This is a genomic window from Duganella caerulea (genome assembly GCF_040362985.1).
In the GTDB taxonomy this organism is placed as follows: Bacteria; Pseudomonadota; Gammaproteobacteria; order Burkholderiales; family Burkholderiaceae_D; genus Rugamonas; species Rugamonas vulcania.
Map to the genome: position 1 here is coordinate 666,650 of NZ_BPWJ01000002.1, position 20,570 is coordinate 687,219.

The window sequence follows — 20,570 nt, forward strand, 5'->3', positions numbered from 1 at the left end:
ACAGGGCAAGCGAATACGCGCGACCCGCCGCACCGATCGCTCGGGCGGGTGGCCGCGTCACCGCACATCTTCTTTCATCCGGACTATACCGTCGGCTCTGGAATCACACCAGATCTGCTGACCCCTCTTGCGAGAGCGCTCGCGGGCTTGGCCATCGCTGGCCTTACCGCCGGTGGGGAATCGCACCCCGCCCCGAAGACGTCGTTAATCGCCTGCCGGCTGGCAGGCGAGCAAGGATTCTAGCCCAAATTAAGAATTTCAGTGTATGGTGGCTTTTTTCTTCTTTTTTATGCAACGGGTATGAAGCTGATGACAATGCGTAGCGCCTCCGCCGCCGTTCTTCTGGCGTGTTCCTTCATGGCGCAAGCCGACAATCAGCCGCCGCTGAAATTGAGCGATCCGATACCGGTCGGGCCGCAAGTCAAGGTGGGCCAGCTAGCCAACGGCTTGACCTATTATGTGCAAAAAAATGCCCGCCCCGAGAAAAAGCTGGAGCTGCGGCTGGTGGTGAAGGCCGGCTCGATACTGGAGGACGAGGACCAGCAAGGCCTGGCGCACTTCACCGAGCATATGGCCTTCAACGGTTCCACGCACTTCAAGCGCAACGAGCTGGTGTCCTATCTGCAGTCGATAGGCGTGAAGTTCGGTGCCGACCTGAATGCCTACACCAGCTTCAACGAAACCGTCTACATCCTGCCGCTGCCGACCGATAAGCCGGAAGTGGTGAAGCAGGGCTTCCAGGTGCTGGAGGACTGGGCGCATGGCCTGTCGTTCAACGACGCCGACATCGACAGCGAGCGCGGTATCGTGCTCGAGGAACTGCGCATGGGTAAAGGCGTGGACGACCGCATGAACAAGGTGCTGCTGCCCAAGGTGTTGAACGGCTCGCGCTATGCGCAGCGCATGCCGATCGGTAAAGAGGACATCCTCAAGACCTTCAAGTACGACGCCGTCAAGCGCTTCTACCGCGACTGGTATCGTCCGGACCTGATGGCGGTGGTGGTGGTCGGCGATATCGAACCGGCGGAAGCCGAGAAGCTGGTGACGCAGCATTTCAGCGGCCTGAAAAATCCGCAGAACGAGCGTCCGCGCGAATATGCCAAGATTCCGGAGCGCGCGGAATCCGAGGGCGTGGTGTTTACGGACAAGGAGATCGGCGCGAACACGGTCTATATCCGCTACCCGGTCCAGGCGTGGGCGCCCGGTTCGACCATCGCCGACTATCGCCAGAAGCTGATCGAGAACATGTACAGCTTTATCCTCAGCCAGCGCATGCACGAGCTGACGCAGCAGGCCAACCCGCCGTTCCTGCAAGGCGGCAGCGGCATGAATGCCGTGATGCGCGGCTACCGTTCGTTCGGCGCCGGCGCGGTGCTGGGCAAGGGCGGAGCGACGCCTGCCATCAACGCCCTGGTGCAGGAAGACCAGCGCGCGCGCCAGTACGGCTTCACCGCTTCGGAAGTGGAGCGTGCCAAGAAGGGCATGTTGCGCAGCTATGAGCGCATGTACAACGAGCGTGATAAATCCGATTCGGCCGGCTATGCGGCGGAGTACATCCGCAACTTCCTCGACAAGGAGTCGATCCCCGGCGTGGCGATGGAGTACCGTTACGCCAATGAGCTGATACCGGACATCGCGCTGTCGGAGGTGAACGCCGCCGTGCGCGCGGCCATTCCCGACAGCCAGAACAAGCTGGTGATCTACACCGGCACCGAGGTGGCCGGCGTGCCGGCGCCGAAGGCCGACGAGTTGCTGGCCACCGCCAGCGCGGCCGAGAAGATCGGCGTGAAGGCGCAGGAAGAGAAGGTCTACGCCAGCCAGTTGATGGCAACGCCGCCCAAGGCCGGCAGCATTGTCAGTGAAACCGTCAACGCCAAGCTGGGATTGACGGAGCTTATGTTGAGCAATGGCGTCAAGGTGGTGCTCAAGCCGACCGACTTCAATAACGACCAGGTGATACTGACTGGCCTGCGGTACGGCGGCTGGTCGCTGTTCGGCGACCAGGACCTGTTCAATGCGCGCTATGCCAGCAATATCGTTCATCAGATGGGCGTACGCGATTACTCGCCGAGCGATCTGGTGAAGGTGTTGGCCGGTAAGTCGGCGGGCGCCAACGCCAGCGTCAGTTCGATCAACGAGACGGTCGGCGGCGGCTCGGGCAGCGGCGACGTGGAGACCATGCTGCAGCTGGTGTACCTGAACATGACGCAGCCGCGCAAGGATCCCGCCATCTACAGCGCCTACGTCGACCGCCAGCGCGAACTGGCGAAGAACAATCTGGCGCGTCCGGAATCGGTCTTCAACGATACGATCACGGCGACGCTGTACAACAACAACCCGCGCGTGCAGCGTGCGCCCAAGCCGGCGGACTTCGATCAACTGGGGCTGGACCGGGTGATAGATCTTTATAACAGCCGCATGGCCAGCGCCAAGGACTTTACCTTCTTTGTGACGGGCAGCTTCGACGTGGAGAAGATCAAGCCGCTGATCGCGACTTATCTGGCCAGCCTGCCGGTGGGCGAGATTCCGGTGGCGTTCAAGGACGAAGGTGTGCGGCCGGTGCGCGGCGTGGTGAAGAAGGAGGTACATGCGGGGACTGAGCCCAAGAGCACGATCTCGCTGTCCTTCACCGGCGAGGCGCAGTACTCGGCGCAGGAGCGCATGCGCATGCAGGCACTGATCGAGGTGCTGAACATCAAACTGATCGAGGTGCTGCGCGAGAAGATGGGCGCGATATACAGCGGCGGCGTGCGCGGGAACATGGAGCGTATCCCTTACCAGAATTATTCGATCACGGCCAACCTGCCGTGCGCCCCGGAGAACGTGGACAAGGTGCTGGCTGCGACCTTCGCGGAGATCGACAAGATCAAGGAGAACGGCGCGGAGGATGCGGACCTGGCCAAGGTGAAGGCTTCCTGGATCACCAACTATCGCCGGGGCATGCGCGAGAACGGCTATTGGATAGGGGTGTTAATGAATGCCTTCTTCAACAAGACCGATCCGGCGGAGGTGCTGACCTACGAATCGCGCGTGGGCGCGCTGACGGCGGCGGAGTTGAAGGACACCGCGCGGCGCTACTTCGACATGAACAATTATGTGCAGGTGGTGCTGTATCCGGCGAAGTAAGCGGGCCGCCTGTTACACTGGCGGCTTGTATTCATCACGATGTAGAGAACTATCATGGCAAAGAAAAAAGAAGAGCTGGACCCGGAAACCCTGGAACTGATCAACTGGTGTATCGAAGTGGAGGGCTTCCTGGTGAAGGGCGGCGCCACGCAGGAGGAGGCGCAGGAGCATATCGAAGAGCAGGTCGAGTGGTTCACCGACCAGTTCTACGACGGCCTGACGCCCGAGGAAGCGGCGAAGGAAGCGCTGGCCTGATTCATTTTTGCAGGAGAGGGGAGAGCGCCAATGATACACCGTCGGCCATCTCCCGGCTCTCTTTGAAAAGATCGGTTCGTACTTCGTTGCGGTTGGTGTGGAGATTGAGTTTGTATGGCAGCGACACGCCGCCATGTGTGCTCATGACGAATTCGCCGCTGCTGGCGAACATGCGCAGGCCGACGGACAAGCCCAGTGTTGTGCCGTCGTGGTGGAACGAGCTGTCGCCGGCTCCGCTGACATTGCTGCGGCGTTGCTGGCCATCCCATACCGCTGAAACGCCGGATAATTCGGCCGTCCGAAGCACCAAATGTGGCCGCATGACCAGCGTGGCTTTGGTCTCGCTGCTTACCCGCTGTACCAGATGGCCGAGCGCCTGCACGAACTGAGGACGGCGCAGCTCTCCTGTCGCGCCATCGTAGATCCCGCCAACTTCCGCAATCTCTTGAGCCCAAATGGTGTCGTAACTGGTTTGGTCCAGGATCGCGACCCTATACCCTGCAGCGCTAAGCTGTCGATGAAGTTCTTCCTTCAATATACCGACGCCGGCTTGCATGTCCTCCGTCTCAGTTTCAGGCGGCAGCATCAAAATCAACGCGCCCGCTTCTGGATGACGAAACGCTGGCGCTACCTGATTGTCAGATGGGAGTTTGGGAGGCATGGGAGCGCAAGCCGCAAACAGCAACGGCAGGAGAAGCGGAATCAGTTTTTTCATCAGTCAGTATAGAGATCGAGGTTATGACAACGCTGGATTTTACGGGATGCGTGGTCGTTCTCGCTAATTCTCGGCTGAACACCTGCGCATTAGCAGCGTCAGCACGCCGGAGACCAGGACGCACGCGGCCAGGAACTGCACCCCATCCGCTGCAGAATGACTGCGCTGCGTCAGCCATCCCACGATCAGGGGACTGACAAACCCCGACAGGTTACCCATGGAGTTGATGACCGCAATTCCGGACGCTGCTGCAACGCCCCGCAGCATCATCGTGGGCAAGTTCCAAAACAGCGGTAGCGCGGAGAGGATGCCGACGGTCGCGAGCGATAGCGCGGCCAACGACAGCGCCAGTGTTCCTGCCCAGTAGGTGCTGCCCATCAGACCCGCGGCGGCGGCGAAGGCGCCCAGCGCGACGTGCGATTTCCAGGCGTGCTTGCGGTCGGCGCTGAAGGCCACGAAATTCATCACAACGCCTGCGCAGACATATGGGATTGCGCTGAGCAAGCCGATTTGTTCCGCCGAGCTCACGCCGGACTCCCGGATAATGGTGGGCAGCCAAAAGCCGATTCCGTAGAGGCCTGCCAACAGCAGGAAATACACCAGGGAAGACAATACGATCACGTTGACCGACGAGCGCGGCGTGACGGCGGCGCGCGCCTGGTCGTCCCGGTTGAGCGCCTCGCGCAAGACCTTCTTCTCGCTGGCCAGCAGCCACTGCGCGCTTTCGATGCCATCATCCAGATAGCGCAGAACAACCAAGCCCATCAAGGCGGAGGGAAGTCCTTCCAGCAGGAATAGCCATTGCCAGCCAGCCAAACCGTGGCTGCCGCCGAAGGCGGTCATGATCCATCCCGAGATCGGCCCGCCGACAACGCCCGAAGCAGCCGTCGCGGTCATGAACAAAGTCGTCATGCGGCCTCGCCGGGCTGATGGGAACCAGAGGGTGAGGTAGAGAATGATCCCGGGGAAAAAGCCCGCTTCGGCCACGCCGAGCAGGAACCGCATGATGTAGAAGCTGGCCGTGCCGGTAACCAGCATGGTCGCCGCGGATACCAGGCCCCAGCTGATCATAATCCGCGCAATCCAGCGTCGGGCGCCGATCCGGTGCAGCATGATATTGCTGGGTACTTCGAACAAGAAGTAGCCGAGGAAGAAGATGCCTGCTCCGAGGCCATAGGCGGACTCGTTGAAGCCCAGGTCCTGGCCCATCTGAAGCTTGGCCAGGCCGACGTTGATTCGATCGAGATAGGCGAGCAGCTGGCAAACGAGGAGCAGCGGCATGATGCGCCAGGCGACCTTCTTGTAAATCGTATTTTGAGCTGTCTCATCCACTATTTGAGTCTGGATCGTGGATGGGACGCGGATAGTGTTGTTCATGGCGTCTCCAAATTATTTGTTTTTATCGTGACTGGGATTTGATATAGCCTTCCGTGCCCACGTGGCGGAAGAAAACACAGCATTGCCAGGAGCAGGCCAGCTGTTGGCTTTCGATATATCGATGTAGACGTGACCGGATCAGGTCGCCCATTGCGCGCTGCATGGTTTGCGGCCGGTCTTGCGTCATGGTCAGCGTCGCCACGATGAATTGGGCTTCCTCGTCGCCGCCGGCCAGGGCGGCGTCCTGAACGACGACACGACTTTTCATGTCCTCCAGCCTGGCAAATCCCAGGTGGGAAAACTCGTTGTGAATATCCCCGAGCACGGGCAGCAGGCTTTTCGCCCCGCCTGGCTGAGGTAGAAGTTCGCGCGTCACTTCGATGACCAGATGCGGCATCGGTTTGCTCCTTTGGTAGCTGGAAAGTGTGCGAATTATCATGAATGCCCGAGCTTGCGTAAAATGATATTTCGAGGCGTAATACATAAGGAGAATTTATGAGAGCTCAGCTGGCGGACCTGAGGTTGCTGCGCAGCTTTGTCATGGTGGCCCGTCTGGGCGCGGTAACCAAAGCCGCGACCGCGCTCAATCTGACGCAGCCGGCCCTGTCGCAGCACTTGCGGGAGCTAAACCAGATAACCGGCACCGCCTTATTCGAGAAGCACGGCAGGGGAATTATCCTGACCTCCGCCGGGAGCCTGCTGCTTGAGGAGGTCGGGCCGTTGCTGGAGCAGCTGGATTTGAGTCTGCAAACGATACAAGCGCGGGGCGAGCAGGTGCGGGGCACGCTACGAATCGGAGCGATCGCCAGCTATTCGAGGACGCTGGTCATGCCTACCGTCGCCGGGATGCTCGCTGTTTTTCCCGAGCTGTTTGTCACGGCGGTCGAACTGACCGGGGCGGAGATCGACCGCGCGTTATTGGAGGGTGAGATCGACGTCGGGATTTCATTCTCGAAGACGTCGACCGCAGGGATAGACCAGCGTTTATTGTTCGATGAACGGCTTGTTTTAGCCAACGCCGCTTTATCGCGTGACGATATAGATTTACGTGAGCTTTCTTCTTATCCTCTGGCATTGCTAAACTCGCAGTTCGCAATGCGTCGCCAGATAGATCTCTCATTGGCGAGCCATGGAGTGGTGCCCGATTTGCGAGTGGAAGTCGATGATGTCGATGCACTGCTGCGCCTTGCGGCTATTGGTCCGGTTTCCACCGTTGTTGGCGAACTCGCGGCGAGAACCGCCTCTGGGGTCCGCATCGCGCAAATTAACGACGCGGGATTGGTCAGGTCAGCAGCCTTCCGCTGGCGCAAAGGCCGAATGCTCAAGGGCGCGATGGGGGAGTTTTTTAACAGGCTGGTCTCGGAAATCCGTTCTTGCGGATTGAATGTGATCCCGAATTAGACAAGAGGACTAACCGATGCTGAATTCCCATCTCGAAGCGATACTCGCCGAACTTAGTGTCCGCGAGCCGATCTTCCATCGACGGGAATTTGGCACCAGCCGCGAAGACCTTCTCAATATGACGGCGGATGACTTCTGGGAGATCGGCGCAAGCGGCGCGATTTATGATCGTGGCTATGTGATCGAAACGCTTCTGGAACGCTACCAATCCCCGGAGCCTGACGATTTGGTTTGCTCGGATTTCACGATCCGCCAGCTTGCGCAGGACCTGTATCAGCTCAACTACGTCCTGCAACAGCCGAACCGGCGCACACGCAGAACAACGCTCTGGCGGAAAACAAACGAGGCGTGGCAGATCGTCTTCCACCAAGGGACTGTGATCAGCGAGCCTTATTCAGCATCGTGACAGACCACGCATAGCTTGTTCCCCTCCGGATCGCGGAAGTAGGCGCCATAGTAGTTGGCATGGTAGTGCGGCCGCAGCGCCGGCGGGCCTTCGCATCGGCCGCCGTGCGCCATGGCGGAGGCATGCGCACGATCGACCGCCGCACGCGTCGGCGCCATCAGGGCCATCATCTGGCCGTTGCCGCAACTGGCCGCCTCGCCGTCGTACGGTTTGCCGATGATGAACAAGGGCCGCCCACCCTCGGCCGGCTGCCAGGCCGCCCACGGCTTGGCCGCATCGCTGAAGCGCAGGCGCACGCCCAGGTCCGCCATCACCGCGCTGTAGAAGGCGAACGCCGGTTCGAAGTCGTTAATCCCCACATAAACATGCGATAGCATCTGTTTCCCCGGTTGAGTGAGTATATCGTCAACATTTCAGGGTATAGTGTACGCGGAGATGAATTCAAAATGGGGAACACCATGGAACTGACGTCCGTCGCGCCGCCCGAGCTGCGCAGCATCGCCGATTTGCCCGGCCCGAAAGGGCGGCCACTGATGGGGAATGTCCGCGATATCAATCGCCGGCCGCTGCATCAGGCGCTTGAAGACTGGAGCCGCCAGTTCGGCGCCATGTACCGCTTCCGCGTCATGCGCAAGACTATCCTGGCGACGTCGGACCGCGACCTGATCGCCAGCCTGCTGCGCGACCGGCCCGATGCTATACGCCGCTCCAGTCGCACGGCCGACATGCTCAACGAAGTCGGCACGCGCGGCCTGTTCACGGCGGAAGGCGAGGATTGGCGGCGCCAGCGCAAGCTGGTGATGCGGGCGCTGACACCGGAGGTGATCCATAATTTTTTCCCGACGCTGACCGCGCTGACCGAACGCCTGCACAGACGCTGGGAAGCGGCCATCGCCGCCGGCAAGCCGGTTGACGTGCTGCGCGACCTGAAGGCCTACACGCTGGACGTGACCATCGGCCTGGCGATGGGCCAGGATATCAACACGCTGGAGCTGGAGGAGCATCCGCTGCAGCGCGATATCGAGTTCCTGTTCCGCATGGTAGCCAAGCGCCTGACATCGCCGTTCGCCTATTGGCGCGTATCGATGCTCAAGCGCGCCGACGACCATGAGGCCATTGCCGCCGCCGCGCGCATCCAGCGCGCCATCTTCGGCTTCATCGCCGAGGTGCGCAAGCGCATCGAGCTCAATCCGGCGTTGCGGCAGAAGCCCTCCAATATGCTGGAGGCGCTGATCGTGGCGCGCGACGAGCCGGATTCCGGCCTGACCGACGAGGCGGTGGTCGGCAACGCGATCACCATGGTGTTCGCCGGCGAGGACACCACGTCGAACACCACGGCCTGGCTGATCGACTTCCTGTCCACCCATCCGCAGGCCGCGCAGCGTATGGCGGCGGAGACCGAACAAGTCCTGGGCGCGAAGGCGGTGCTGGACGACTACCATCTGCTGGACCGCCTGAAGTACATCGACGCCGCCACGCGCGAGGCGATGCGCCTGAAGCCGGTGGCGCCCATCATGGCGGCGCAGCCGACCGAGGATATGGTGGTCGGCGATCTGTGGGTGCCGGCGGGGACGGTGATTTTCCTGCTGCTGCGCCAGTCGTCTGAGCGCGATTGCGAGTTGGCGCAGCCGGAGAGCTTCCAGCCGGAGCGCTGGCTGGAGGGTGCCAACGGCAGTGGCGACGATCCCGCGCGCAAGCTGTTCCCCTTTGGTGGCGGGCCGCGTTTCTGCCCCGGCCGATATCTGGCGATGGCCGAGATCAAGATGGCGATGTCCATGCTGGTCAAGAATTTCGCCATCGAGCGCGTGCCGGGCGCGGCGCCGGTCGAGGAGCGCTTCACCTTCACGATGACGCCAAGCGCGTTGCCGGTGCGACTGATCAAAAAAACATGATAGGCTAGACGCGCAGCCTAAGTGTGCATCCCCAAAACAAGGAGAAATCATGCTGAAGAAGATCGTCATCGGTGTCGTCGTTCTGGTATTGATTGTGCTGGGACTGGCGGCGATGCAGCCGGACAGCTACCGCGTGCAGCGCACCATCGCCATCAAGGCGCCGCCGGAGAAGATCCTGCCGCTGATCAGCGACTTCCACAACTGGACCGCGTGGTCGCCGTGGGAGAAGCTGGATCCGGCCATGAAGCGCACCTTCAGCGGTTCGCCGAAGGACCTGGGCGCGGTCTACGCGTGGGAGGGCGACGACAAGGTGGGCGCGGGGCGCATGGAGATCACCGGCCTGACGCCGGCCAAGGTGGACATCAAGCTCGATTTCCTGCGGCCGTTCGAGTCGCACTGCCTGACCGAGTTCGCGCTGGAGAACAAGGGCGAGTTCACCACCGTGAGCTGGACCATGTCCGGCCCAAGCGCCTTCCTCACCAAGTTGATGGGACTGATGGTCAGCATGGATAAAATGATCGGCAAGGACTTCGAGGCCGGCCTGGCCAATATGAAAGCGGTGGCGGAAAAATAGCGTGAGCGGAGGTGGGCCATGAACAAGCGTCTGAGACGGGTGGTGGCGGTGTTGGCGATGGCGTCGATGGCGCACGCCGGCGCTGCGGGAAAGGCGCCGCTTCGGCAAAGCCATCCTGTGATCGGCACTTGGCAGATCACCATACCCGATGGCTCTTGCAGCGAGACCTATCGCATCCGCGCCGACGGCACCACGCTGGTGTTCAGCAACGAGGAGGTGGCCGAGTCCACCTTCGCCATCAGCGACCGGCCGGACAAGGAGGGCTTCTACAAGGAGGTCGATACCATCGTCAAGGACAACGGCAAGCGCGATTGCCTGGGCGATGTGACGAAGGTGGGTCGCTCCGTCACCAGCTATCTGCTGTTCCATCCCAGCGGCGACATGTTCCTGATGTGCGTGGAGCGGCGTACCGACAAGTGCATCGGCCCCTTCATCCGCATCAAGGGCGAATCCATCTAGGTGCGGTAGGCGCCGGGATTGACGCCCGCCCATTCCTTGAACGCGTGATTGAACGCGCTCTGTTCCTGGTAGCCCAGCAGGAAGGCAATATCCACCAGGCTCAGTTCCGGCTGGCGCAGATAGTCCTTGGCCAGCGCGAAGCGGGCCTGGTCCAGTATCTGCTGGAAGGTCGCGCCGGCCTCGCTCAACTTGCGTTGCAGCGTGCGCGGCGACAGTTTCAATTCTTCGGCGATGGAGGCCAGCCGCACCTGTCCGTGCGCTAGGTTGCGGACGATGGCTGCGTGTACCTGCTGGCTGATCGAGTTGTCGTGCTGCGCGCGCTGGCGCAGCAGTTGTTCGGCGTGCTGCTGCAGTACTGGATAGAGACTGACGTCGGCGTTCGGCACCGGGTAGGCCAGTAGCGCGGCGTCGAAGCTGGCGACGTTGGCCGCCGCGTCGAAGGTGGGCATGGCGCCCAGCACGCGCACATATTCGTCGCGGGCATCGGGCGCGCCGCCGTCGTGCATGAGCGTCAGCTGCGCGGCGGGCAGCGTGGTCCCGGCCAGCCAGTTGCCGAACACGCGAATGCCGGCGAAGACGCTGTCGGCCAGGTGGCGCTGGGTGGGGCCGTAGTTGCTGTGCCAGGTGTAGTGGGCCACGCCGTCCGCCACCGTCAGCGTGGAGCGGCCCAGGTCGTGCGCCAGCTGCTCGTAGCGCATGGTCTGGTCGAAAGCCTGGCCGAAGTCGCGGCAGCTGAGGAGTATCAATCCATACACGCTGTAGGTGCCCAGTTTGACCCGTTCGCCCACATGCACGCCGAAATGCGGATCGTTTGCCAGGCCGGCGGCGATGTCGAGCAGGCGCACATAGTCGTCTGCGGGTAGCGATTCGGGCAGCGGCTGCAGGGCACCGGGGGCCATGCCGGCGGCGCGTTCCAGCGCAGCGGCCGTGACGCCGCGCGCTGCCGCCGCTTCGAGCAGGGGCTGCAAATAGGAGCCGGCTACGCGGCGCGACAGGTCAGCGTGCGGGCTTGGCATGATCGAACAAGGCGTGTGTCATGAAAGCGCAATACCAGGTCGGTTCCTTATCTTATTCTGTTGTCATTCAAACTCGGTGCGCGCCAGTATAGCAAGCGCTCCGCTACGCAGACAGGAAAACAATGAGACGCTGGAACGGTTGGGGTGACGATACGATAGAGTTTGCGCTGAACGAGGATGCGCTGGGCTTTCTGGCGCAGCGCATCGGCGCCGGATCGCCGGTGAAGGATGCGGCGTTCGAGCAGGCGTGTGCGCGGATCGCGCCATCGCGGCTGCCGCCGCATGCGTTGATCGATACGTCGGCCGAGGTCCGGTTGCGCAATGCGCTGGGCCAGAGTCTGCCGGACTGGCTGCGACTGCGCTACGGCGTGATCGAGACGGCGCCGGATGGTGTGGCCTATCCGGAGAGCCCGGAGCAGGTGCGGGCGCTGATCGATTATGCGCGGCAGTTTGGCGTGGTGCTGATCCCGCAGGGCGGCGCTACCAGCGTGGCCGGGCATCTGACGGCGCCCGCCGGCGCGCAGCCGGTGCTGGCGGTGAACCTGACGCGCATGCGGCAGCTGTATTTCCTGGATACCGAATCGCAGCTGGCGACCTTTGGCGCCGGCGTGTTCGGGCCGGATCTGGAGGCGCAACTGCGCGCGCGCGGCTACACGCTGGGCCACTTCCCGCAGTCGTTCGAGTATTCGACGCTGGGCGGCTGGGTGGTGACGCGGTCGTCCGGCCAGCAATCGCTGCGCTACGGGCGCATCGAGCAGATGTTCAGGGGCGGCAAGGTGGAGACGCCGGCCGGCACGCTGGATATTCCGACCTTCCCGGCATCAGCCGCGGGCACGGACCTGCGCGAGATGGTGCTGGGTTCGGAGGGCCGCATGGGCATCCTGACCGAGGCCACCGTGCGCGTGACGCCGCTGCCGGAGTACGAGGCGTTTCATGCGGTGTTCTTCCCGAGCTGGGAGGCGGCGGAAGCGGCCGTGCGGCAGGTGGTGCAGGGCGGCTTGTCGCTGTCGATGCTGCGCTTGTCCAATCCGCTGGAGACGACCACCATGCTGGCGCTGGCCGGCCACAAGAAGCTGATCTCCGCGCTGGAGCGTTATCTGTCGTGGCGAGGCTGCAAGGACGGCAAGTGCATGCTGATGATAGGCGTGAGCGGACGCAAGGCCGCAGCCAAGGCGGCGCTGCGCGATGCGCTGGCGCTGGCCGCACCGCATGGCGGCGTGCATATCGGCCGCAAGATGGGCGATAAGTGGAAGCAGAACCGCTTCCGCAATGTCTACCTGCGCAACACGGCGTGGCAGCACGGTTACGCCATCGACACGGTGGAGACGGCGGTGGACTGGCCGCGCGTCGGCGCCATGATGCGGGCGGTGGAGGCGGCTGCGGCCGACGCGCTGGCGCAGCACGGCGAGCAGGTACACGCCTACACGCACCTGTCGCACCTGTACGCGCAGGGCGCCAGCGTTTATACGACGTTTGTGTACCGGCTGGCCGGAAATTATGAAGATGACCTGGCGCGCTGGCGCACGCTCAAGCATGCGGTCAGCATGGCGATCGTCGAGAATGGCGGCACCATCAGCCATCAGCACGGCGTGGGTAGCGACCATGCGCCGTATCTGGTGGCGGAGAAGGGCGAGTTGGGGTTGTCGGCGATGCAGGCGCTGTTCGCGCACTTCGATCCGCAGCAGATCATGAATCCAGGGAAGCTGCTGCCATGACGGCGCTGTGGCGCAGCGGTGGGCGTGCCGGCTTGCGGGAGGTGCTGACGCGCGAGTGGGATCTGATCGTTGTCGGTGGCGGCATCACCGGGGCGGGCATCCTGCTGGAGGCGTCGCGGCGCGGCTTGAAGGCGCTGCTGGTTGAGCAGCGGGATTTCGCCTGGGGTACGTCGAGCCGGTCGTCAAAGCTGGTGCATGGCGGTTTGCGGTATCTGAAGGAAGGCCAGTTCGCGTTGACGCGCGAGTCGGTGCATGAGCGGCAGCACTTGCTGCAGCAGGCTGCGGGGCTGGTGGAGCCGCAGAGTTTTGCATTCGGCGAGTTTGAGGGGCGCAAGCCGGGCAAGCGCATGTTCCTGCTTGGGCTGGCGATCTACGACCGGATGGCGGGGCAGAAGGCGCGCCATTACTACGGCCTGGACGAGTTCAAGGCGCTGGCGCCGAATGTATCGACCGTTGGCCTGAAGGGTGGCATGGTCTATACCGACGCCAAGACGGACGATGCGCGGCTGGTCATGCGCGTGCTGCAGGAGGCGCAGCAGCATGGCGGCGTTGCGGTCAATTACATGGCGGTGGAGTCGCTGCTGCGAACCGACGGCGGCGTGCGCGGTGTGCGGGTGCGCGATGGCCTGAGCGGCGCGCAGCACGAGGTGCGCGCGCGGCTGGTGATCAGCGCGACCGGCGCCTGGGCTGATGGCCTGCGCATGCAGGGGGCTGCGACCGACGCCTTGGCGGGCGATCTGCGCATGCGGGGCGATGTGGCTGCTCCCGGCGAATTGGCGGATGGCCAGCGTGGGCAGGGCGATGCGACGGCGCGTGGCGCCAAGCCACGGCTGCGGCCTTTGCGCGGCAGTCATCTGGTGCTGCCGGCCTGGCGCTTGCCGCTGGCGCAGGCAATCAGCTTGATGCATCCGCAGGACGGCCGCCCGGTATTCGCCTTCCCGTGGGAGGGCGTGACGCTGGTCGGCACGACGGACGTCGATCACAAGGGCGACTTGTCGAACGAGGCGGCCATCACCCGCGCCGAAGTCGATTACCTGATGGCGGCCTTGCACGACCAGTTCCCGCGACTGGATTTGCGGGAGCACGACGTGATCGCCAGCTACGCGGGCGTGCGTCCGGTGATCGACAGCGGCAAGGCCGATCCATCGAAGGAAGGGCGCGACCACGCGCTGTGGCTGGAGGACGGCCTGCTGACCGTCACCGGCGGCAAGCTGACCACCTTCCGCGTGATCGCGCTCGACGCGCTGAAGCTGGCGGCCACGCTGCTGCCGGACTGGCGCGACAAGCTGGAACCACAGCCGGTATTCGGCACGGCCGCAACACCTGTCCTGCGCCATCAACGCCTGCTGCCTGCCGGCCAGGCACGGCGCCTGCAAGGGCGGTATGGCGCACTGGCGCAGCAATTGGTGGCCGCCGCGCAGCCGGGCGAGCTGGCGCTTATCGCGGGTACGGAAACCATCTGGGCGCAGCTGCGCTGGGCGGCGCGCTGCGAGTCGGTGCAGAAGCTGGAAGACCTGCTGCTGCGCCGCAGCCGCATCGGCATCCAGCTGCGCGGCGGCGGCGTGGAGATACTCGGCCGCGTGCGCGCGATCTGCCAGCCGGAACTGGGCTGGAGCGATGAACGCTGGGATGCCGAGCAGGCCGCGTATCTGGCATTATGGAATACCCATTACAGTTTGCCCGCATAAGTACGGGCAGACATCACGAGACTAGAGCGACATGGCCGACCAATACCTACTTTCCATCGACAACGGCACCCAGAGCGTGCGCGCCTTGCTGTTCGATTTGAACGGCAACCTGGCCGCCAAGGCGCAGGTGCATTTGCAGGCCTACTTCTCCGACCATCCCGGCTGGGCGGAGCATGACGCGGACGGCTACTGGAAGGCGGTCGGCCAAGCGTGCCAACAGCTGTGGGCCTCCACCGACATTCCCCGCTCCGCAGTCAAGGGCGTGGCGGTGACGACGCAGCGTGGCACGGTGGTCAACCTGGACCGCGACGGCAAGGTGCTGCGGCCGGCGATCACGTGGCTGGACCAGCGCCGCGTGGGCAAGCAGAAGCCGCTGAGTTTTTTGTGGCGCACGGCGTTCAAGCTGGCGCGCGTGTCCGGCACCATCGAGTACTTCCGGCGCGAGGCGGAGATCAACTGGATCGCCGAGTATCAGCCGGATATCTGGGCCAAGACCGACAAGTACCTGCTGCTGTCGGGCTTCCTGAATTTCCGCTTGTGCGGACGGCATGTCGACTCCATCGGTTCGCAAGTGGCGTACCTGCCGTTCGACTACAAGCGCCACAAGTGGGCCGGTGCGCGCGACTGGAAATGGGAAGCGCTGGCTGTGCGGCCGGAGATGCTGCCGGAGCTGGTGGCACCGGGCACGGTGATCGGCGCGATCACCTCCGCCGCCGCCGAGGCGACCGGCATCCCGGAAGGCACGCCGCTGGTGGCCGCCGCCGCCGACAAGGCTTGCGAAGTGATCGGCGCGGGCGCGCTGGAGCCGCATATCGCTTGCCTGAGCTACGGCACCACGGCAACCATCAACACCACCACCAAAAAATATGTCGAGGTCACGCCCTTGATACCGCCTTATCCGGCGGCCATTCCTGGCGCGTACAGCACGGAGGTGCAGATCTTCCGGGGCTACTGGATGGTGAACTGGTTCAAGGAGCAGTTCGGCCACTTCGAGCGGATGGCCGGCGCGGAGCAGGGCACGTCGCCGGAGGCGATGTTCGATCTGCTGGTGAACGAGGTGCCGCCCGGTTCGATGGGGCTGATGCTGCAGCCCTACTGGAGCCCGGGCATCAAGACGCCGGGGCCGGAGGCCAAGGGGGCGATGATCGGTTTTGGCGACGTTCACACGCGCGCCCATATGTACCGGGCGATTCTCGAAGGCCTGGCCTACGCGCTGCGCGAGGGGAGGGAGCGCATCGAGAAGCGCGGCGGCGTGCCGGTGACGGAACTGCGCGTGGCCGGCGGCGGTTCGCAGAGCGACGCTGCGATGCAGCTGACGGCCGACATCTTCGGCCTTCCCGCGGCGCGCGCGCATGTGTACGAGACGTCGGGACTGGGCGCGGCCATCGCCGTGGCGGCGGGACTGGGGCTGCACAAGGACTTCGACACCGCGACGCGCGCGATGACGCGGCCGGGCCGCGTGTTCCATCCGATCGAGGCGAATCGGCAGATCTACGACAAGCTGTATCGGCGCGTGTACCTGAACATGTACAAGCAGCTGCAGCCGATGTACCAGGAGATCGCCGACATCACCGGCTATCCGGAACAGCTGTGACGGCGCACTATGGCATAATGCATTTTCGATAATGTTTAAGTTTCCTTTGCCTTGCCGCAGAGCGAGAGGGGGAATCGATTTGCGACTTCGCCCGGGACTTTGACACGCGACAGGTAGACACCTGGATCGTTCGCGCCGTATATGAGCAGCTCCAATCTCGCGCAAGAGGTCGAACGACGCACAGGTAGAAGCCTTGATGATTCAAGCGCTAATCCGTATTTCGGTAAGGTTAAGACGGTTCGCGACCTTGTGATGTTCTTCCAATCCCAACCGAAGTAGAGAGGACCGTAAAGAGCACTATGAACTTGAATTTAGCCCTGATTGAGCGTTGGCTCACAGGCCGCAGCCTGGCTCGCGGCCTGTCGCTGCCTTCCAATCATTCCGGCGGATTGTGCGTGGAGGCTGGCAGTGCCGGGGAATTGCGCCGTCATGTGTTCGTCGACGCGGGACCAGCATTGAAAGCCTGTGCCGCGCAAATCCACGCACCCCGTATTTTTTTGAAGGCGGCGGTTGCGCCTGATATTATGCGTGCCGCACTTCCGGAGCGCTGGATCATCGAAGGCCCAGGGTATCTGATGTGCGGCCCTGTGGCCACACCAGGCAAGGCGACTTTACCGCCGGGTTACCACGTTTCGGTGGATGCCGAACACGGTGGATACATCGCGCGCGTTACCCACGCCAGCGGCGCGTTGGCCGCGTCAGGCCGCATCGCGGTGCATGCGGGCAGCGCTGTGTTTGACCAGATCATTACGGAGGAAGCCCATCGCCGGCTTGGCCTTGGTAGCGTCGTGATGCAGCACCTGGATGCCGTCGCTGAGAAGGCCGGTGTCACGGAGCGGCTGCTGGTCGCAACAGAAGCCGGGCGCGCGCTGTACGAGCGTCTGGGCTGGACCGTGCTTGCGCCGTGGTCGACGGCGGTGCTGGTTGATTAGTAATCCTCTAAATAGAAAACTAAAATTCCATATGATTTATGATCCCCTCGCCGAAGTTATTGATGCGCCTATCGAGTTTGATGATACGACGGTGACGAAGCTGCACATCCTCAGGGTAGTGGAGAAGTTTGATTCTCTTCCGGGAGAAAATACGGCCGATGAGAAGGCGCGCCTGTCAGCTGTCCTCAATGATTTGCTGGTCCGATTGATTGAGGGCGTCCAGGCCAATCCATCCAAGCTCTGGGTTCTCACGGAATTCCAGCGATCGTTAAAGTTGGTTGAGAACGAAGATACCGAAGCACGCGAACATTTCGGCACCGAGTTGGAGACCGTCATGGATGTTTTAGGTATCGAAAGTTCAGATGGCCTGCTTGCCGCCTACCTGGGTGGAATTTGACTGGCGTGATTGATCGCCTGCGATACCTTCGCAGCCGCGAGGCTTTGGCGGCTGTCGTTCTGCCAGCGGTCATTATCTGGAAGTGGCGGCACAACGGCGGTGGGATCGCGTGGGGGATACGCATCGCCGCGTTGAGCCTATTGGTTTATATTCTGGTTCAAGGCACGCTGTATTGGCACCTCAAGCTGCGGGTCATTACGGGTGAAGCGCCGCTTCCCGCCTGGTTCTATCAGCTCTTCCGCGGATTTAAATGGTCGAACTTTATCGCCATCGTCTGCATGTCCGTGGTTCTGTGGCATGGACCTTTGTCGGAGGCCGATATGCAATGGTCCATAGGCCTGCTGCTGGGGGCCGTGCTGGAACAGATCAACTACTATCATTATCAGCTGATGTACGACACGCGGGCGGCCTTCGATCATCTGCGGCGACATGGCCGGCTGCGCAAGGCGGCCCTCGGAATCGATATGGCAAGGGCCGATAAAAGAACTTCTCAATAACGACGGGCGGCGGCCTGCTTGCCGCGCGCCCGTCGTCCCTTACAGGCTGCCCCTCAATTCCAAACCGATCGCGCGCGGCGCGGTGATGCTGGCGTACGGCAGGCCGAGCGTCTTGGTCTGGCCATCGAGGTTGTAGACGTAGCGCTTGTCGAACAGGTTGTTGACCAACAGCGCCACGCCGAATTTGCCGCTGGCGTGGTCCCACGCCAGGCGCAGGTCGACCTTGCTGCCGGCTTCCCCGGTGCGGAAGGCCGGTGCGTTCATGCATTGCAGCGCGCGCGTGTCGTCGTTGCAGCGCGCTTTGCTGTGGTAGCTGCCTTGCAGCGTCGCGCTGATCCTGCCGCCGGGCGCTTCCCAACTGCCGTTCATGCCGGCCATGCCGCTGAAGACGGGCGTGCCGACCGGCTGTCCGGAGAGGTTCAATGGCACGCCGCCGTCGCCGGTGGTCTGGTAGCGGTGGTAGGTCTGGTCGATCAGTTCCAGACCGGCGAACAGGGTGATGCCAGGCGCGATGCGGATGCGGCCATCGAGGTCCAGCCCCTTGGCCTGCTGGTCGCTGCTGACGATGTTGTAGGTCGAGATGGCGCCGCTGCCGCCTAGCTTGATGTCCTGCAGGTTCTTGAAGCGGTAGGCGAACAGGGAGCCGTTCAGCGTGGCCTTGATGCTCGGGACGTAGAGCTTGAAGCCCAGCTCCAGGTTGGTCATCTTCTCGGGCGCGAAGCTCGGGTCGCGCACCTTGGCGTCCGCCGACGCCGGATTCGGCGGGGTGAAGACGTTGAAGCCGCCGGCCTGGTAGCCTTGCGACAGCGATGCAAACAGCAGCAGGTCGCCGCTGACTTTATGATCGACCACCACGCGCGGGCTCCAGTCGCTCCAGCTGTGCGAGGCGCTGACCGGCGATGCGGCCAGCTGCCCGGCCGCGCCGAACACCACGTTGGCCGGCAGGGACGAGGCATCCATTCCGGCGGCGGGGCCGTAGGTGTTGAGCAGGCGGTCGAGTTCCGGCGACTGGCGCGCGGGCACATACCACTGCATGGTCTTGCGGTCGCGGCTCCAGCGCACGCCGGCGGTCAGGTTGGTGGATGGCGAGACGTGCCAGATGATGTCCTCGTAGATCGACATCGCGCGGCTATGCAGCTTGTTGTAGGTGTTTTCGCCCCAGGTGAAATTCGATGAGCCGTCGACGCCCGGCACGCCGGCCTGCGCCAGGCCGCCGAACAGCGTGGCGAAATCGGCGGCGCCGCCCTGCATCTGGCTGATGGTGTCCAGCGTCGCGGTGTTGACGATGGCGGACGCGGTCTGGCGTTCGCGGTTGTCGTAGAAGCTCACGCCGGCGATCCAGTCCAGCTTATCGGTTTTGCCGGACAGTTTGAATTCCTGCTGCCAGTTGTAGGCGTTCTTGTGGTCGTCGGTGGCGAGGTGGAAGTCGGCGCGGCTGGTGCCGTCGTTGTCGGTCAGGTTGGACGAGGAGAAGGTGCGGAAGGCGGTGGTGGAATGCAGCGTGACGCCGCCCAGCGGCAGTTCGGCGCGCAGCGTCACGCCGTCGAACACGCGCCGCTCGGCGCCATCGGTGTCGTTCTCCAGCGGGGCCTTGCGCGGATCGACGAAGTTGGCGACGTAGGCGGCGTCATACACGCCGGTGTAGCCGCCTTGCGGCAGCGTGGGGTCCTTGACCACGCCGAACGCCGGCCAGCCGTGCTGGCGCAGCTGCTCGTGTTCCCACGAGAGGTTGAGCGTGGCGTCCTTGATCTTCTGCTTCAGCGACAGCCGCGTGGCCCACGAGTTGTCGCCGCCGGTGCGGGTGCCGGTGGCGCTGTTGCGCACCCACCCGTCGCTGGCGGCGCGCACCACCACCAGGCGCGCGGCCGTGTCCTGGCCGAGCGGCACGTTGATCATCGCGTCCATGTTGGCGCGGTTGTAGTTGCCCACCTTGACGTGGCCGGCCATGTCGAAGCTGCTGTCCGGTTCATTGGTGACGACGGAGATCGCTCCGGCGGCGCTGTTGCGGCCAAACAGGGTCCCTTGCGGTCCTTTCAATACTTCCACGCGCTGGATGTCGATGAAGTTCATCAGCGCGCCGCCGGTCTTGCCGGTGTAGACGCCGTCCACGTAAATGCCAACCGGCGTATCGGTGCCGATGCCGAAATCGCCGGGCTGCACGCCGCGTATGCCGAACACCGGCTGCGTGGCTTGTGTGGAGTCCACCTGGAGGCCGGGCAGGTAGCCGTTCAGATCACCGAGGTTCTTGGCGCCGAGGTTCTGGATGTCCTTGGCCGATATGACCTCCATCGAGATCGGCACTTCCTGCGCCGACTGCGAGCGCGATTGCGCGGTGACGACCACTTTCTGTATGTCGTCGTTGGCGGCGTTGGCGGTGAGCGCCGCGCCGCCGGCGAAGGCGATGGCGATGCTGTGCGCGAGGGTGCGCATGCGCTTGGAGGGGGGCTTTGCTGCTGGTGTCTTCACGATATCTCCCGGTTCGATGGTTATGTTTTTTTCCTGCCTTGCGAATGGACTGTAGACGCG

At 63.0% G+C, this 20,570-nt stretch carries 19 protein-coding genes and 1 riboswitch; of the genes, 13 read left to right on the plus strand and 6 right to left on the minus strand.

Annotated elements, in window-relative coordinates:
• Positions 1-62: 62 nt before the first annotated feature.
• Positions 63-204: riboswitch (FMN riboswitch) on the minus strand.
• A gap of 96 nt (positions 205-300) precedes the next feature.
• Positions 301-3,126 (plus strand): M16 family metallopeptidase, encoded by a 2,826-nt coding sequence (locus ACUJB0_RS07835; protein ID WP_444844732.1) that lies wholly within the window; start codon positions 301-303, stop codon positions 3,124-3,126.
• 54 nt (positions 3,127-3,180) lie between these two features.
• Positions 3,181-3,381: a hypothetical protein gene (locus ACUJB0_RS07840; RefSeq protein ID WP_117013587.1), complete on the plus strand. Its 201-nt coding sequence runs from the start codon at positions 3,181-3,183 to the stop codon at positions 3,379-3,381.
• A gap of 1 nt (position 3,382) precedes the next feature.
• Here the strand turns inward: ACUJB0_RS07840 and ACUJB0_RS07845 are convergent, their stop codons facing one another.
• The 3 genes from ACUJB0_RS07845 to ACUJB0_RS07855 all read right to left on the minus strand — a co-directional run bounded on the left by ACUJB0_RS07845 (position 3,383) and on the right by ACUJB0_RS07855 (position 5,870).
• Entirely contained in the window at positions 3,383-4,096 is a 714-nt protein-coding gene (locus ACUJB0_RS07845; RefSeq protein ID WP_444844733.1) for a hypothetical protein, read from the minus strand.
• A gap of 63 nt (positions 4,097-4,159) precedes the next feature.
• Positions 4,160-5,473: an MFS transporter gene (locus tag ACUJB0_RS07850; protein ID WP_444844734.1), complete on the minus strand. Its 1,314-nt coding sequence runs from the start codon at positions 5,471-5,473 to the stop codon at positions 4,160-4,162.
• Between the two features lie 22 nt (positions 5,474-5,495).
• Positions 5,496-5,870 (minus strand): hypothetical protein, encoded by a 375-nt coding sequence (locus ACUJB0_RS07855; RefSeq protein ID WP_444844735.1) that lies wholly within the window; start codon positions 5,868-5,870, stop codon positions 5,496-5,498.
• Positions 5,871-5,968: 98 nt separating this feature from the next.
• Between ACUJB0_RS07855 and ACUJB0_RS07860 the strand changes: the two genes are divergently transcribed.
• Complete coding sequence (locus ACUJB0_RS07860; protein WP_444844736.1) at positions 5,969-6,874, plus strand: LysR substrate-binding domain-containing protein; 906 nt, start codon at positions 5,969-5,971, stop codon at positions 6,872-6,874.
• Between the two features lie 16 nt (positions 6,875-6,890).
• A complete protein-coding gene (locus tag ACUJB0_RS07865; protein WP_444844737.1) occupies positions 6,891-7,280 on the plus strand; it encodes a nuclear transport factor 2 family protein in 390 nt (129 codons plus the stop codon).
• Here the strand turns inward: ACUJB0_RS07865 and ACUJB0_RS07870 are convergent.
• Positions 7,265-7,657 (minus strand): VOC family protein, encoded by a 393-nt coding sequence (locus ACUJB0_RS07870; RefSeq protein WP_444844738.1) that lies wholly within the window; start codon positions 7,655-7,657, stop codon positions 7,265-7,267. The genes ACUJB0_RS07865 and ACUJB0_RS07870 overlap by 16 nt on opposite strands.
• Before the next feature lie 81 nt (positions 7,658-7,738).
• Between ACUJB0_RS07870 and ACUJB0_RS07875 the strand changes: the two genes are divergently transcribed.
• The 3 genes from ACUJB0_RS07875 to ACUJB0_RS07885 are packed head-to-tail and all read left to right on the plus strand — an operon-like array spanning position 7,739 to position 10,205.
• On the plus strand, positions 7,739-9,172 hold the full coding sequence (locus ACUJB0_RS07875) for a cytochrome P450 (RefSeq protein WP_444844739.1): 1,434 nt from the start codon (positions 7,739-7,741) through the stop codon (positions 9,170-9,172).
• 49 nt (positions 9,173-9,221) lie between these two features.
• Positions 9,222-9,746 (plus strand): SRPBCC family protein, encoded by a 525-nt coding sequence (locus ACUJB0_RS07880; RefSeq protein WP_444844740.1) that lies wholly within the window; start codon positions 9,222-9,224, stop codon positions 9,744-9,746.
• A gap of 18 nt (positions 9,747-9,764) precedes the next feature.
• The gene (locus ACUJB0_RS07885; protein WP_444844741.1) at positions 9,765-10,205 is read left to right on the plus strand and encodes a hypothetical protein; all 441 of its coding nucleotides are present in this window, start codon (positions 9,765-9,767) and stop codon (positions 10,203-10,205) included.
• On the opposite strand, the gene ACUJB0_RS07890 is transcribed toward ACUJB0_RS07885, so the two are convergent.
• A complete protein-coding gene (locus tag ACUJB0_RS07890; RefSeq protein WP_444844742.1) occupies positions 10,202-11,221 on the minus strand; it encodes an AraC family transcriptional regulator in 1,020 nt (339 codons plus the stop codon). The genes ACUJB0_RS07885 and ACUJB0_RS07890 overlap by 4 nt on opposite strands.
• 122 nt (positions 11,222-11,343) lie before the next feature.
• Here ACUJB0_RS07890 and ACUJB0_RS07895 point away from each other — a divergent pair, with 122 nt between their 5' ends.
• The 6 genes from ACUJB0_RS07895 (at position 11,344) to ACUJB0_RS07920 (ending at position 18,044) form a co-directional block, all read left to right on the plus strand.
• The gene (locus ACUJB0_RS07895) at positions 11,344-12,936 is read left to right on the plus strand and encodes an FAD-binding oxidoreductase (protein ID WP_444844743.1); all 1,593 of its coding nucleotides are present in this window, start codon (positions 11,344-11,346) and stop codon (positions 12,934-12,936) included.
• Positions 12,933-14,624 (plus strand): glycerol-3-phosphate dehydrogenase/oxidase, encoded by a 1,692-nt coding sequence (locus tag ACUJB0_RS07900; protein WP_444844744.1) that lies wholly within the window; start codon positions 12,933-12,935, stop codon positions 14,622-14,624. Before ACUJB0_RS07895 ends, ACUJB0_RS07900 begins: the two co-directional genes overlap by 4 nt.
• A gap of 31 nt (positions 14,625-14,655) precedes the next feature.
• Positions 14,656-16,218, plus strand: a complete 1,563-nt coding sequence (locus ACUJB0_RS07905; RefSeq protein ID WP_444844745.1) for an FGGY-family carbohydrate kinase — start codon at positions 14,656-14,658, stop codon at positions 16,216-16,218.
• 299 nt (positions 16,219-16,517) lie between these two features.
• A complete protein-coding gene (locus ACUJB0_RS07910) occupies positions 16,518-17,150 on the plus strand; it encodes a GNAT family N-acetyltransferase (protein WP_444844746.1) in 633 nt (210 codons plus the stop codon).
• A gap of 31 nt (positions 17,151-17,181) precedes the next feature.
• Positions 17,182-17,547, plus strand: coding sequence for a DUF4844 domain-containing protein (locus ACUJB0_RS07915; protein ID WP_444844747.1), 366 nt, complete (start codon positions 17,182-17,184; stop codon positions 17,545-17,547).
• 5 nt (positions 17,548-17,552) lie between these two features.
• A complete protein-coding gene (locus tag ACUJB0_RS07920; RefSeq protein ID WP_444844748.1) occupies positions 17,553-18,044 on the plus strand; it encodes a hypothetical protein in 492 nt (163 codons plus the stop codon).
• Positions 18,045-18,083: 39 nt separating this feature from the next.
• On the opposite strand, the gene ACUJB0_RS07925 is transcribed toward ACUJB0_RS07920, so the two are convergent.
• Positions 18,084-20,510 (minus strand): TonB-dependent receptor, encoded by a 2,427-nt coding sequence (locus ACUJB0_RS07925; RefSeq protein WP_444844749.1) that lies wholly within the window; start codon positions 20,508-20,510, stop codon positions 18,084-18,086.
• Between the last annotated feature and the right edge of the window lie 60 nt (positions 20,511-20,570).